Source organism: Arthrobacter sp. GmRoot5-12 (assembly GCF_059739365.1).
Window position 1 is genome coordinate 4248050 of record NZ_AP046056.1, and the last position, 13654, is coordinate 4261703.

General features: G+C 66.0%; 12 protein-coding genes and 1 tRNA gene. 8 read left to right on the forward strand and 5 right to left on the reverse strand.

The window, feature by feature from the left end:
- The first annotated feature begins 143 nt into the window (after positions 1–143).
- Positions 144–1310 carry a cytochrome P450 gene (locus tag AC6JAM_RS19710; RefSeq protein ID WP_497935614.1) on the forward strand — a complete coding sequence of 389 codons (1167 nt, stop codon included), beginning with the start codon at positions 144–146 and terminating at the stop codon, positions 1308–1310.
- A 75-nt stretch (positions 1311–1385) separates the two neighbouring features.
- On the opposite strand, the gene AC6JAM_RS19715 is transcribed toward AC6JAM_RS19710, so the two are convergent.
- Positions 1386–2138, reverse strand: a complete 753-nt coding sequence (locus AC6JAM_RS19715) for a lytic transglycosylase domain-containing protein (RefSeq protein WP_018771012.1) — start codon at positions 2136–2138, stop codon at positions 1386–1388.
- Between the two features lie 121 nt (positions 2139–2259).
- Between AC6JAM_RS19715 and AC6JAM_RS19720 the strand changes: the two genes are divergently transcribed.
- The 5 genes from AC6JAM_RS19720 (at position 2260) to AC6JAM_RS19740 (ending at position 7650) form a co-directional block, all read left to right on the forward strand.
- The gene (locus AC6JAM_RS19720) at positions 2260–2775 is read left to right on the forward strand and encodes a hypothetical protein (RefSeq protein ID WP_018771013.1); all 516 of its coding nucleotides are present in this window, start codon (positions 2260–2262) and stop codon (positions 2773–2775) included.
- Between the two features lie 1108 nt (positions 2776–3883).
- Entirely contained in the window at positions 3884–4936 is a 1053-nt protein-coding gene (gene bioB / locus AC6JAM_RS19725) for a biotin synthase BioB (protein WP_497935616.1), read from the forward strand.
- Positions 4933–5166: a biotin synthase auxiliary protein BsaP gene (gene bsaP, locus AC6JAM_RS19730; protein WP_223995005.1), complete on the forward strand. Its 234-nt coding sequence runs from the start codon at positions 4933–4935 to the stop codon at positions 5164–5166. Before bioB ends, bsaP begins: the two co-directional genes overlap by 4 nt.
- A gap of 619 nt (positions 5167–5785) precedes the next feature.
- A complete protein-coding gene (locus AC6JAM_RS19735; RefSeq protein ID WP_497935617.1) occupies positions 5786–6856 on the forward strand; it encodes a zinc-dependent alcohol dehydrogenase in 1071 nt (356 codons plus the stop codon).
- On the forward strand, positions 6853–7650 hold the full coding sequence (locus tag AC6JAM_RS19740) for a sugar phosphate isomerase/epimerase family protein (RefSeq protein ID WP_497935619.1): 798 nt from the start codon (positions 6853–6855) through the stop codon (positions 7648–7650). Before AC6JAM_RS19735 ends, AC6JAM_RS19740 begins: the two co-directional genes overlap by 4 nt.
- Before the next feature lie 82 nt (positions 7651–7732).
- Here AC6JAM_RS19740 and AC6JAM_RS19745 read toward each other — a convergent pair whose 3' ends face one another.
- The gene (locus AC6JAM_RS19745) at positions 7733–8215 is read right to left on the reverse strand and encodes a hypothetical protein (protein ID WP_134165401.1); all 483 of its coding nucleotides are present in this window, start codon (positions 8213–8215) and stop codon (positions 7733–7735) included.
- 229 nt (positions 8216–8444) lie between these two features.
- Between AC6JAM_RS19745 and AC6JAM_RS19750 the strand changes: the two genes are divergently transcribed.
- Positions 8445–9323: a CPBP family intramembrane glutamic endopeptidase gene (locus tag AC6JAM_RS19750; RefSeq protein ID WP_497935620.1), complete on the forward strand. Its 879-nt coding sequence runs from the start codon at positions 8445–8447 to the stop codon at positions 9321–9323.
- Here AC6JAM_RS19750 and selB read toward each other — a convergent pair.
- From selB to AC6JAM_RS19765, 3 genes are all read right to left on the reverse strand, one after another.
- Positions 9320–11116 carry a selenocysteine-specific translation elongation factor gene (gene selB, locus AC6JAM_RS19755; RefSeq protein WP_497935622.1) on the reverse strand — a complete coding sequence of 599 codons (1797 nt, stop codon included), beginning with the start codon at positions 11114–11116 and terminating at the stop codon, positions 9320–9322. The genes AC6JAM_RS19750 and selB overlap by 4 nt on opposite strands.
- Before the next feature lie 3 nt (positions 11117–11119).
- Positions 11120–12451 carry an L-seryl-tRNA(Sec) selenium transferase gene (selA, locus tag AC6JAM_RS19760; protein ID WP_134165404.1) on the reverse strand — a complete coding sequence of 444 codons (1332 nt, stop codon included), beginning with the start codon at positions 12449–12451 and terminating at the stop codon, positions 11120–11122.
- Between the two features lie 36 nt (positions 12452–12487).
- Positions 12488–12582 (reverse strand) — tRNA-Sec (locus tag AC6JAM_RS19765).
- 89 nt (positions 12583–12671) lie between these two features.
- Here AC6JAM_RS19765 and selD point away from each other — a divergent pair.
- Positions 12672–13652 carry a selenide, water dikinase SelD gene (gene selD / locus AC6JAM_RS19770; protein WP_134165433.1) on the forward strand — a complete coding sequence of 327 codons (981 nt, stop codon included), beginning with the start codon at positions 12672–12674 and terminating at the stop codon, positions 13650–13652.
- The last annotated feature ends 2 nt before the right edge of the window (positions 13653–13654 follow it).

A 13654-nucleotide genomic window follows, 5' to 3' on the forward strand; every position in this document is an offset into this window, starting at 1 on the left:
CTTCAATAGCGGCCAGGGATTTCGACGGCGGGACTGATGACCCAGGCGCAGGCTTTGGTTAGGATCAAGGTTCCACGCTCAGTCGTTTGAGGCCTTGGCGCCCGCCGTGCCCCCGGGAGCGCCAAGGAGGCAGAGAGGCCACCATGGACGTCACACAGGCTGCTGAATATCCGCTCGATCCCTTTACCCACTACGAACAAATGCGTGAAGCCGCTCCTGTCTTCCAGGACGGCCAATCGGGGAGCTGGCACGTGTTCCGGTATGACGATGTTCAGCGGGTGCTGTCCGAGCACGCTACGTTCTCATCCCGCATGGGCGGTGAAAATCCGTCCGGCTCCGGCCAGCTCTTCGCCTCAAGCCTCATCACCGCCGATCCCCCGAGGCACCGGCAGCTGCGCTCCCTGGTGACACAGGCTTTCACGCCAAAGGCCGTTGACGCGCTGGCTCCACGTATCGCCGGCCTCACGGACGAACTCCTGGAGGGGATCGCGGCCCGCGGGAGCGGCGACCTGATCAAGGAATTGGCGTACCCGCTGCCGGTCATCGTGATTTCCGAGCTCATGGGCATCCCGGCGGAGGACCGCGAGCGTTTCAAGCAATGGTCCGACGTGATTGTCAGCCAAACCCGCACTGGCCCGGCCAGCGACGGGCAGGACGCAACCGCCTCAGAGATGATCGAATACTTCCTGGCCCTCATCGACCAACGCAGGAGCCGCCCCGGCAGGGACCTGATCAGCAGCCTGCTGTCTGCCGAGATTGACGGCCAAAAGCTCACGGTCCCTGAACTGCTCGGCTTCTGCAGCCTGCTGCTCGTCGCCGGCAATGAGACCACCACCAACCTGATCGGCAACGCCGTTCTATGTTTGTCTGAGTCGCCGGGCTCTCTCGAGCGTGTCCTTAAGGAGCCGGCCCTGCTTCCCCAAACCCTCGAAGAGGTACTGCGGTTCCGGTCGCCGGTCCAGTCCATGTACCGGGTGACGGTGGCGGAGACGATTTTGGGCGATCAGCGAATCCCGGCCGGGGCACCGGTTGTTGCCTGGATCGGGTCCGCCAACCGCGACGGGCAGCAATTCGAGCGGCCGGCCGAGTTCGACATTGACCGCAACCCCAACCGTCATCTGGCGTTCGGCCACGGCATCCACTTTTGCCTCGGCGCGCCCCTTGCCCGGCTGGAGGCCAGGATTGCGCTGGAGGCACTGCTGGCCCGCTTGCCTGGGCTCTCCTTGGCTCATGAAGCGCAACTGGAGCGGATGGAAAGCACCATCGTTTACGGACTGAAGGCACTTCCCGTCAGGTGGCAGCCTGCCTGACGCACGGACGGCCGAGTCCACGGGGAGACCCCGTATGCACCTGAAGCCGGCACTGCGACCGCCAGCCGCCCGGCATCATTCGGGGGTGCCCGTTTCTGCGGCGTAAGCGGTCGCCTGGGCCCGCACCTGACGGATGTAGGCATCGGACTGGTTGTAGGAGTGGATGGCGTCTGCCCACCCCTGCGGGGTTGTGAGGTCCCGGCCGTGGGCGCACAAATATGTGGCCGCGCTGAGGGCGGCGTCGTCGATGTTGGACGGGTCCGCTGTTCCGTCCCCGTTCCCGTCCCTTCCTGCAAGCCGCCACGTGGAGGGAATGAACTGCATCGGCCCCACCGCGTGGTCCCACCGGGCGTCGTCGTCAAGGGCGCCGCCATCCGTATCCGCGATGGCGGCGAATCCATCGCCGTTAAGGCTTGGTCCCACGATGGGCCCGCTCGCATGGCCATTGCTGTCCAGGCGGCCGCCGCCATAGGTTCCATGGGCTGATTCGACGAAGCCGACAGCAGCCAGAGTATTCCAGCCGATTCGACACATCGGGGTGGCGTCATTGGCCGTGGCGGCGGCACCAACGTAGGCCCGCAGGGCCCGGGCAGGGATACCGGTCTGGGTGGAAGCCTCCAGCAGCCACTGGGCGTCCGGGCTGCGTGTTACGTTGACGGCGGTGTCGATGCCGGCGGGGCCGAGTGCGAAAGTTGCCCCTGCCCGCGGCGGTGCGGAAAAGGCCACCCGGGCGTCCGCGCCTGGCTGCCGGATGAGCCAGAAGGAGACAGCAGTGCTGATGCAAACGACAAACAGGCTGAAAACAACAAAGCGTTTTACACGGAGCACTGACTAATCAAACCATCAACCGCGAGGGCTGAATGACGAGCCGGTTCCCAACCCACCATGCAGCGCCCGGGAACATCGTCGGATCCATCTTCTTCAGCACGCAGTATCGGTACCATCAGGCATGGGCAGGAAGAACTACCTCATCGAAGGCGGCTCAGGAACCGGCAAGACCGCTGTCTGCGACGAGTTGCGCCGACGCGGTTATCACGCAATCAACGGTGACCGCGAACTGGCCTATCAAGGCGATCCTGAGACCGGTGAACCACTCGCCGGCATCACCGGCGTCTCCGTGCACCATCACCATCTCTGGAGGGTGGACGACGTGAAGGCCCTCACCGAAGACCGGCGGGAGGCGGTGACGTTCTTCTGCGGCGGATCCAGGAATCTCTCAAAGTTCATTGAGCTTTTTGACGCGGTGTTCGTTCTTGAGGTGGACCTCGAAACGCTTCGCCGGCGGCTTGATGCGCGCCCAAAGGACGAGTGGGGAGGGCGCCAGGCTGAACGGAAGCTCATAGAACGCCTTCACGGAACACGGGAAGAAATCCCGTCCGGTGCCATTGCGATCGACGCTACTGCACCACTCCAGAGCGTGGTGGATGACATCCTCCACAGGACCGGAACAGGTTCCGGGAGCTAAGCAGGCGGTTTACGAAACCTGCGCGCGATGGTTGTCTGCAAGGACGGCAAGGTCGCGGATCAGGCGCTGTACCTCATGTTCCCGCCTGCTGGAACGCGAGGTCTGTTGAACCGTGCTGGGTCTTGCCAAGGGCCCCACAGGTGGAGCGGGCACCGGCCGCGTCACCGTATGTTCGTCCTTGGCGGCCGGCGGATTGCTTGTGCTCATGCGGCCCCCCTTGGCCTGGTCAATTGGGGGACTGTCCCCCAAGTCGTAGCTGTACGGCCACTTTAGGAAGCCCTGCGGCCACGGGGAAGATATTTTGTCCACTACAGGGATTTATTGTTTCAATCTTGAGCTTGGCTTCATTGTCGGCTGTCGACCAAGAACCCCCACGGCCTCCCGCCGCGAAGGTGCTGCCAGTGACCGGACCATTGCCTTGAACCGCGGCCATGGCGACCATGGAAAGGTGGGAATGAAGGACAGGCAGCGTGGTCTTGCTTTCACCCTTTGCTTGCCGATTGTGGCCTGGGGAACCGCCGGCTGCGCGTATGAGTACAAAGAGACTGTGCAGAGTCCCATGGCGAGCCCGTCCCCAGTCGCAGATTCCCCTGCCCCCTACGTTGACCCGCTCGTCCTGGAGCGCGAGGTGGGAAACTATGCTGAGCTGGACCGGCTTCTTAAGGCAGTACCTGGGCCTGCGCTCCTTTTCGAGGAGGGACCCCTGGATGGCCCCGTCAGGGGGTTTGGCACGATGGCGAAGGTGCCGGCGGCTGGGCTGTACACCGTCACCGTAGCCTGCGTGGGTGGTTCCGGCGCTGTGGTCTCCGTGGGGCAGGAGCATCCCGGCGCCCCCTTTCAGCCGGTGGAGCTGTGCCTGAAGTGCGCAGGGGCCACGTCCAGGGTCCTCCCACTTGAGCAGGGGTACGTTTTTGCGCATCTGGTGCTGCCCGTTCCGGGCGATACGCCGTGGACAGGGGCGGGGGGCGGAGTACGTGTCACCGGTCCCGGCGCGTCATCGTTGGGCCCGTCACCGGATTCTTTGTTGGACTCCTCCAAAATCGAGTCGCCCAGGGAGAACTAGCGTCTGCTGTGAGGCATATTCCATGTAGACGCAAAGGACCAAGTAATGACCATCCAGGCAAACCTTCCCAGCGCCGGCAGCACCGGGACCACCGCGGGCGGAGGCTACGCAATCCTGGAAACCGCCCGCCGGCAGGTTCTCGGGGACGGCATCGGCCTGAACCAGGCCCAGCTCGAAGAGGTCCTCCGGCTCCCGGATGAGGCGCTTCCAAGCGCCCTTGAATTGGCCCACCAGGTACGGCTCCGCCACTGCGGGGAGGAAGTGGAGGTAGAGGGCATTATCTCCATCAAGACCGGCGGCTGCCCGGAGGACTGCCATTTCTGCAGCCAGTCCGGTCTCTTTGACTCCCCCGTCCGTGGCGTGTGGCTGGATATCCCGGAACTGGTCAAGGCCGCCAAGGAGACAGCCGCCACCGGGGCCACGGAGTTCTGCATCGTCGCTGCCGTCCGGGGGCCCGACATCAAGTTGATGAACCAGATCAAGTTCGCCATCGACCGCATCACCCAGGACGTGGACATCAACATCGCCTGCTCGCTGGGCATGCTGACGCAGCGCCAAGTGGACCAGCTCAAGGAGTGGGGGGTGCACCGCTACAACCACAACCTGGAAACGGCACGCAGCTACTTCCCCGAAGTCGTCACCACCCACACCTATGAGGAACGGCTGCAGACCTGCGCCATGGTCAAGGACGCCGGCATGGAACTGTGCTGCGGCGCCCTTATCGGAATGGGTGAAAGCCTGGAGCAGAGGGCTGAACTGGCCGCCCAGCTCGCAGCCCTGGAACCCCATGAAGTGCCGCTCAACTTCCTCAATCCCCGGCCTGGAACTCCGCTGGAGAACCAAGGCATCATGGACGGCAAGGACGCCCTCCGCGCCATCGCCGCCTTCCGCCTGGCCATGCCCCGCACCGTTCTTCGGTACGCCGGCGGCCGCGAACTCACCCTCGGCGACCTCGGCACCCGCGATGGCCTGCTCGGGGGCATCAACGCCGTCATCGTGGGCAACTACCTCACCACCCTCGGCCGCCCTGCCACCGCAGACCTGAACCTGCTCGTGGACCTCAACATGCCCATCAAGGAACTTCAGAAAACGCTGTGAAGAGAGCTTTTCCCTCCATGCATTCAGCCGCCGGGAACTTTTGCGGGCACTGCGGCGAGGCGTTCGACGGCGGCAACCACCCGCCGTCGAACGCCCACCAACGCTGCGGCGAACGCATGGCAATGGAACCGCCGCGGTACTGCGCCGCCTGCGGGCGCCGGATGAAAGTACAGGTGACGCCGCTTGGCTGGACAGCGGAGTGTTCCCGGCACGGCGTGGTGGTGGCCTGAGCCGGGGGCTTCGCCCACGTCTATTGACTATGGTGTGGCACCGCGCTATACCTCAACTAAGTCCAGCAGCAGGCCCCGCTTCAGCTCAGCCGGAGGCCGCTGTGACATCACCCCTATCCCCCACCCGCTGCAGGATCCTGCGCGTCAGCAGCCACCCCGGACCCCACCATGGCATGGGACCGCCCGTGGTGCGTCCGGGTACAGAGGCACCACGCCAATGACCCCGTTCTTTACGTGAACCAGCAAACCCCTGCTTCCTGAGGAAGTGCCGCAGTGGACACGATTCCGACAGTGCTCCTTGTCATCGGCGTTGCGTTCGCCTGGATCGGCCTGACCGTCCTCGTGATCGTCCATCTTCGCCGCCGAAGGAACGGATCCACCCTGGTGGCATCAGCGCCGTCTACCACGGTCCACCTTCATGCAAGGCCATGGCACAGCCGCATGCGCCGAAACCGTGCCGCTCCACACCCCCGGAGGGTAAGCCTGCGGCGGGCACGGGGCCGAGGCAATACCCCCCACATCTGATCACTGTCTCGAAAGCAGCGCCGCGCTGGACCCATGCATACTGAAAGCACCGCCATGGTCCCAGGCACCAAATCGCCATCAAGGAAGATAAGCCGTGTACCGCCTTCTTCGCTTTGCAGGCCCCGGCAAAGTAGAGATCATCGAGAGCCAGAGCGTTGCCCTCCAGCCCGGAGAGGTTCGGGTCCGCACCCTGTTTTCGGGTATCTCGGCCGGGACCGAGATGACCGCGTACCGGGGCACTAATCCCTACCTGACCTCCGTATGGAATCCCGGGATCCGCCTGTTCCAGCAGGATCTACGTGAACCGCGGCTTGGCTACCCCCTGGACGGGTGGGGATACTCGGAGGTCGGAGAGGTCGTGGAGGTTGCTGCCGTGCCCGACCCGGTCGATGAGGGGAAGGACGCCGGCCGGCCTGTCAAAGTCGGAGACACCGTCTGGGGCATTTGGGGGCACCAGTCCGAGGCTATCCTGCTGGCAAAAACCGTGGCCGGTCACCAACTGCCCGAGGGCATGGACCCGCTCGCTGCCGTATTTGTGCGGGTGGGAGCGATAGCCCTGAACGCCGTCCTGGCAGCTGACCTGGGGGTGGGTTCGACGGTTGCCATTTTTGGCCAGGGCGTCATCGGCCTGCTGGCCACCCGCTTCGCCGTTTTGAACGGCGCGACGGTGATCGCAGTTGACGGAATCAGGGTGCGCCAAAACAAGGCACTCGCTTGGGGTGCGGAGGAAGCCTTGGCGCCGGACCCGGATCCCACAGCCCGGATTCGCGAACTTACCGGCGGCATGGGGTGCGATTGCGCCATTGAACTCAGCGGGAACTACCGCGCCCTCCACGAGGCCACACGGGCCGTGGGTGCCGATGGCACAGTGGTTGCTGCCGGCTTTTACCAGGGCGGCGCGGCACCTCTCCGCCTGGGAGAAGAGTTCCACCACAACCGGGTCCAGATACTCGCCTCGCAAATCGGTTCGGTCCCAAACCGGCTGCGCACCCGGTGGAGCGTTCCCCGCCTGGAACAGACAGTGATCGCTTCGATCGCGTCCGGCGCCCTGGATGCAGCCTCCCTGGTGACCCACCGGTTCGACATCGCAGATGCTGCCAAGGCCTACGAGCTGTTGGATAACAATCCCGAGTCTGCCCTTCAGACAGTTTTGGAGTTCCGATGATCCCGCTCACCGTACAAGAGCAGCACCTGCCCGGTAGCTGCCTGGAGGAGAAATTTGAGAGAGCCGTTGCCTGGGGCTTCGACGGAATTGAGCTCCGCGCCCAAGGCGACCTGGGTTTCCAGAACCGTCTGTCCGAGCTTCGGCGCGCACGGCAGAACGGAGTGGTCATGCCCACCGTATGCGTGGACATGCTTCACTTCATCGGAGACTTTGACGAGGCCCTCCGTCGGGACGCCGTGGTTCAACTTCGATCCCAGCTAAGTGTCATGGCCGAGCTGGGGGGCCGGGGCGCCGTAACCCCGGCCTCGTACGGCATGTTTTCAAAACGCCTTCCCCCGTTCATTCCGCCGCGAACCCAGGAGGAGGACACGGCCGTGCTTGTTGATGTTCTCGGTCAACTTGGCGGGCACGCCGAGCGCGAAGGCGTAGAACTCTATCTGGAACCCTTGAACCGGTACGAAGACCACATGGTCAACACACTCGCCCAGGGCGTGGAACTGCTGCGGAAAGTCGGACTCGGTTCGGTCAAGCTTGCCGCAGACACCTATCACATGAACATTGAAGAAGCAGATCCCGCAGCGGCACTGGAGGCAGCGGGCGCTTTCGTCGGCCACGTCCAGGCCAGCGACTCCAATCGACTGGAACCGGGCGCCGGCCACATCGACTGGGCTCCGATCGGCGCCGCCCTCAAGGCCATGGGGTACCAGGGAACAGTGGCCCTCGAGTCCCGGCTTTCAGGTACCCCCGAACTGGTCCTGCCCCGGGTCCCGGAACTGCTCAGACGCTTCCTCTGAGACGCTGGCCTTCCGGGGGATAATCCATCGGTGGCCGGCGCCTTTGTAGAACGATGCTTTCCTGCCGCCGCTGAACGCCCTCCTACATCCGTCCTGAGGCAAGATCTGCGTCGACATTCGCATCCGCACCGCTCATGTCCTGCGAACTGTCCGAACGCACCGTCTCTTCTTTGGACGCCTGCATTGAGCGCCAGACTGCTGCCCCGGCTGCCAACGCTACGAGCCCTGCGATCCACCACCACATCCGGAAGGCCGGCTGCCGGGATCTCACCGGGCCGCGTCTCTTGGCTCGTGCGGCCGGTTTCGGGCCAACGCGCTTAAGCTGTCCCTGGACCCGTGGCGTCAGTGTCTCCACACCCCCGGCAAGCTCATCGGCCAACCGGCGCAACAGCGCCTGGAGGCGGGGAGAAGCGGTCTCGATGCCTGCATCCAGCCCGGCCACCGCCCGCTGAAGCGCAGCCTGCACACCAGGCGTGGCCCATTCCCTGCCTCTGGCCAGCTGGCCCATGAGGTTCTCGGAGAGATGATGGACCCGCTCGGTTTCAGTCATTGCTGCTCTGCGCATGGATGCCTCCTTGATGTAATGGATGACGACAGACTAGGGCGCGGAGAAGTGCCCAAACAGGGTCTTTGGAACCAAGACAGGTCTCCGGGGCGTCCCGGCGCTCCAGAGGTACAGGGTGCCATGACCAAAGCCCCTACTCCGCCATTGCCTGCGCTATCACGCTGGGAGTTGGGAGTAGCAGCTCCCGGGTCACCGGCGGGCGCGCGTTTGGTCAGGCAGGAGGGTCCCCATGACAACGCAACCACAGCCCGGAGTGCCGCTCGTTTCGGGCGCCGCCGGCAAGGGGTTCTCCTCGTTCACGAGGCGCTATCCCTTGCCTGTTTTCTACCTCCTCGCATTTTCCATCTCCTGGGGCGGAATGGCTGCCATTCTCAGTGCAGGGCACCTAACCGTAACCTGGGCCGCGGCGGCGCTCCCGGCAGGGCCCGCCGCAGCCGGCGTTTCCCTTACCGCCCTTCTATACGGCCGAACAGGGCTTCGGGAACTCGGGACCCGGCTGCGCCAATGGCGGGTGGGCACCCGGTGGTACCTTTTCGCCCTTCTTACTGGCCCGATCGTCATGGCTACGACGGCGGCCATGGTCTCGATGATGTTTCCGGGTTACTACGCGGGCACGACCACACTGGAGGGGACAGCGGCCATTATCCTGGGCGGCCTCCTGGTCGGGCTCGCGGTCGGCATCCTGGAAGAGCTTGGCTGGACGGGCTTTGCCCTGCCCAGACTCCGTAGGCGTTACGGCATTCTTTTGACTGGCCTCATCATGGCCCTGCTGTGGGGAACCTGGCACTACCCGATGTTCGCGGACAGCACTGACCCTTCAGGAGCTATACCAAACGCGGTTATCGTGGCGGTGTTCCTGTTTGCCTGGCTGCCCCCATTCCGGGTGCTGATGGTGTGGGTCTACGACCGGACAGGGAGCCTCCCGCTGGCGATGCTCATGCACGCGCCGCTTTCGGCAGGGGCGTTCATCAACTCTTTCATGGCATCAGGTACGGCGACCGGAATGGCGGTCCTGATGCCGGCACTGCTTTGGGGTGCTGCATTCTGGACGATTGTTGCGGTTGTCTTCCTCGTCAAAGCCCGTCGACTTCGGGACGCAAACCCTTAGCGCACCACCTTGCGGTGGCCTGCGTCCAACCGCTGGGTCCACCCCCGCGAATCGAGGTGTTCCAGCAGTGGAACCGCTATCCGGCGCGTCGTTCCGAGGGCTTGGCGCGCCTGGCTGGTGGTAAAGGGCTGCTCCAGGCCGGCGAGGGTTCGCATCGCAAGGGCCGGCGCCGTTGGCAGCAGCACCACGCCGTCACGCAGCCTCAGCAGGCGGCCCGAGCGTTCTGCAGCAGCCAGCTCCCGCGTGCCCAAACCCAGCGCGGCCAACTCCTCGGATTCCGGGGCCTGGAACGTATCCGAGGTGAGCCTGCGCTCCAGCTCGGCAATTGCCGGTTCGATGGGGCCAAGGTGGCCCCGGCTGCCGGGCAGCCGGATGTGGCCTGCGTCCTGTTCCAGGGCGGCCCCACGGATGACATGGGAAAGCAGCTTCTCGTCGGGCAGGCGAAGCAGGTTGCGGGCTGCCCCCATGGAAAGGCCCGGCGCCAAGGGATCGGATTCCTGCAGCGCCTGGACTGCGTTGCGAAGCTGGTGCTGCCAGGCCTCAAGGACAGGAGCGTGCACCCACCAGTCGTCGATGACCTGCACGCCGGACGGCCCTTCCGGGTCCTGCCCGGACAACAGCCCGAGCCGGCGCAGATGCTCCACCTGCACGGCTTTGCGGGCTGCCACCTCCCCCAGCACGTCACCCGCCGGGTCCATGCCTGCAAGCCGCTGGGCCCAGTGGGCGCCGTCTCCGCGCCGCCGCAAGGCCGGTGGATCGGCGTCGAGGATGCGTGCCCCGCCCAGCACAGAGCGGCTTCCGGGGTCGCGCAGCACCAGCCGGTCGCCCAGGACGAGAGGCAGGTGCCTGTCGAGGACGAGCCTGGCGTGGTCGGCGCCGAAAGGACGCAGCCTGGCCGGCACGGACGCGGTGCCAACATGGACCATGAGCTGCTCCGGCACATCCGTATACGCCACACCGGTGGTCCGTTGGATGCCCACGACGCCGGTGGTGGGCCAGGCATCGGGGGTGAGCAGCGCATCACCGCGCCGGATGTCCATGGCGGAAACGTCGCGCAGGTTGAGGGCCACACGGCTGACTGGCGCCACCGAGGTGTACGAGGTGTCGCGGCTTTGCAGGCCACGGACGACGACGGACCGGGAACCAAGGTGACCGAAGAGGCCCAGCCGGTCCCCCTGGACGATCGTTCCTGCGGCCAGCGTTCCGGTCACCACGGTGCCGGAACCGGTGATCGTGAACGACCGGTCCACCCACAGCCGGACCCGCCCATCTGTGGCGGGTTGGGGCACACTGGCCAGGACGCCGTCGAGCGCTGAACGCAGCTCAGCCAGGCCGGTGCCGTCGATGGCGGACACGGCAACGGCCGGGGCATCCCTCAGACCAGTCCCGGCCAGCTCCACCCGGGTGCGTGCCAGGACGTCCGCCACCCGCTGGCTGGACGCCCGGTCCGCGCGGCTGAGGACCACCACGCCGTGCTCGATGCCCAGCGCCGCCACGGCGTCCCGGTGGTCACTCGACTGGGCCTGCCAGCCTTCGTCGGCGGCGACGACGAAACACACCACCGGCGCGGGTCCGATGCCGGCAAGCATGTTGCCCAGGAAACGCTCGTGGCCGGGGACGTCGACGAACGCAACGTCCTGCCCGGACGGCAACGTGGTCCAGGCGTAACCCAGGTCGATGGTCAGCCCGCGGCGCCGTTCTTCTTCCCAGCGGTCCGGCTCCATGCCGGTAAGGGCGCGGACAAGGGTGCTCTTGCCGGAATCGACGTGACCGGCCGTGGCAACGACGTGCACGGTTCAGCCCGCCCTGCCTGCATCCGCAGCCTCGAGGGCTGCCAGCGCCTGCCGAATGGCCTCGAGAATCCGGTCGTCGTCCGCGGCGGGCACGCACCGCAGATCGATCAGGCAGGAACCGTCGTGGACGCGCGGAAGCACGGCGGGATCGCCGGTACGCAGGCGCCGCGCCAGTCCTTCGGGGAGCCGGAGCGCCCACCCGGGCAAGGCAAAACCGGGGGCGCCCCCGCCGCCCACCCTGCCGTCATGCGGCACCACCGCTGCCCCGAGTTCCTGGGCCAGCCGTTCCGTGCGGCGCCGCAATTGCCCGACGTCGGCGTGCAGCGCCTGTACGACGGGCGGCATTCCGCCGGCCACGGTCGCCTCCAAGGCAGCGAGGGCAAGTTTGTCGGCCCGGACGGCCCGGGCAAGCGGGTGGCGGGCCAACCGGGTGATGACCTCCTTGCGGCCCAGCAGCAGGCCCGCCTGGGGTCCGCCGAGAAGTTTGTCGCCGCTGGCGATGACGACGTCGGCCCCGGCCGCCAAAGCGGAGGCAACATCAGGTTCATCAGGGAGGTGCGGGTCGGGTGCCAGCAGTCCACTGCCAAGGTCGGCCACGAGCGGTACTCCGTGTGCCTGCGTCAGCGGGGCCAGTTCATGCAGCGGAACAGCGGAAGTGAAACCGTCTACCCGGAAGTTGCTCGGATGGACCTTCAGCACGCAGCCCGTATCGGGGCCGAGGGCCGCTGCGTAGTCGTGCAGGTGGGTCCGGTTGGTGGTGCCCACCTCGCGAAGCCTTGCCCCTGTCGATTCCATCAGGTCGGTGAGCCTGAAGCCTGCACCGATCTCAACGAGTTCGCCGCGGCTCACCACCACGTCCCGGCCGGCGGCCAGGGCTGTAGTGGCCAGTACCAGCGCCGCTGCTCCGTTGTTGACCACCAGTGCGTCCTCAGCGGCGGGACAGGCGGCGAGCAGTACCGCCCGGGCCCCGGCGCCACGGCGGGAGCGGTTTCCGTCAGCCAGGTCGAGTTCCACGTCAACGTAGCCGCTGGCTGCGATAACAGCTTCGACCGCGGCCGCGGAAAGGGGTGCCCGCCCCAGGTTGGTGTGGACGATGACCCCGGTGGCGTTCAGCACCGGGCGGAGGGTTGTTGCCTTGCGGTCAGCGACGGCGGCCAGCAGGACTGGCTCCACCTGGCCGGGAGGAAGGTCACCGCGCCGGGCCTGGTCCTGGATGTCCCGGACGAGTTCGCGGATCACACGCTCACTCAGCCGTGACCGGGCTTCGCGGACGGGCGGCAGTGCCAGCAGGTCGTCCGTGCGGGGAATCAGGCGGCGGGGATCGACGTGGTCCACAGCCCTCCTCATATCGCGGCATTCACTGCCGAAAGTTGGCGGTGGCGGACGGGAATCGAACCCGCCAGGCCGAGATGCTCAGCCGCACCGGTTTTGAAGACCGGGGGGCCCACCAGGACCCGGACGCCACCGCGCCTCAATATAGCAGGTCGATTCACGGGGGTACGCTAGGCGGGTGAATGAGGCCCAGACGTCAGTTCAGCAACTTGATGAGGGCGCCGTGGGCGCCCTTCGGCTCACCGACTACGCCCACGGAGGAGGCTGTGCCTGCAAGATCCCGCCGGGTGAGCTCGAAGATGCCGTCCGTGGCCTCATCGGCCAGCCGGGCGCAGAGGTGCTGGTTGGCCTGGACAGTGGCGACGACGCGGCGGCCGTCCTGGTGCGGGACGACCTCGCGGTTCTTACCACGGCGGATTTCTTCACTCCCGTTGTCAACGATGCCTTTGACTGGGGCCGGATCGCCGCCGCCAATGCGCTCTCGGATATCTACGCAATGGGCGGCCGGCCGGTCACGGCCATCAACCTGGTGGGCTGGCCCCGCGGCGTCCTGCCAATGGAGCTGATGACGGAGGTCCTCCGCGGCGGGCTTAGTGTGGCGTCGGAGGCCGGTTGCCCGGTGCTTGGCGGACACTCCATTGACGATCCGGAACCCAAGTACGGCATGGCCGTCACCGGCGTCGCGCACCCGGACCGGCTGCTGCGCAACGACGCCGCCCGGCCGGGCCTGCCCATCACGCTGACCAAGCCGATCGGCGTCGGGCTTCTCAACAACCGGCACAAAGCGACCGGTGAAGTGTTTGCCGAGGCGATAGCGACCATGGTGGGCCTCAATCGCGACGCGTCCGAGGCAGCGGTGGCCGCCGGCGTCCGGGCAGCAACGGACGTCACGGGTTTTGGCCTGCTTGGCCATCTTCACAAGATGGTCCGGGCATCGGAGGTGGGCGCAGTGATCGACCTGAATGCGGTACCGCTGATTGATGGAGCCCGCGAGGCACTGCGCGACGGCTTTGTCTCCGGCGGGACCCGGCGCAACCTCGACTGGGTGCGGCCGCACCTGCAGACCGCACCGGGCATCACCGAAGACGACCTGCTGCTGCTTGCCGATGCCCAGACTTCCGGCGGGCTGCTGGTGGTCGGCGAGCTGCCAGGGCACCCCGTCATCGGCCACACCACTGCCGGCCGGGGCATCAGGATCCGCTGATG

Bases quoted from the DNA above. Each gene is read 5' to 3' on its own strand.
- AC6JAM_RS19750 (WP_497935620.1), top strand. From the start codon at position 8,445: ATGACAACGCAACCACAGCCCGGAGTGCCGCTCGTTTCGGGCGCCGCC.
- AC6JAM_RS19720 (WP_018771013.1), top strand. From the start codon at position 2,260: ATGGGCAGGAAGAACTACCTCATCGAAGGCGGCTCAGGAACCGGCAAG.
- AC6JAM_RS19710 (WP_497935614.1), top strand. From the start codon at position 144: ATGGACGTCACACAGGCTGCTGAATATCCGCTCGATCCCTTTACCCAC.
- bioB (WP_497935616.1), top strand. From the start codon at position 3,884: ATGACCATCCAGGCAAACCTTCCCAGCGCCGGCAGCACCGGGACCACC.
- AC6JAM_RS19745 (WP_134165401.1), bottom strand. From the start codon at position 8,215: ATGCGCAGAGCAGCAATGACTGAAACCGAGCGGGTCCATCATCTCTCC.
- AC6JAM_RS19740 (WP_497935619.1), top strand. From the start codon at position 6,853: ATGATCCCGCTCACCGTACAAGAGCAGCACCTGCCCGGTAGCTGCCTG.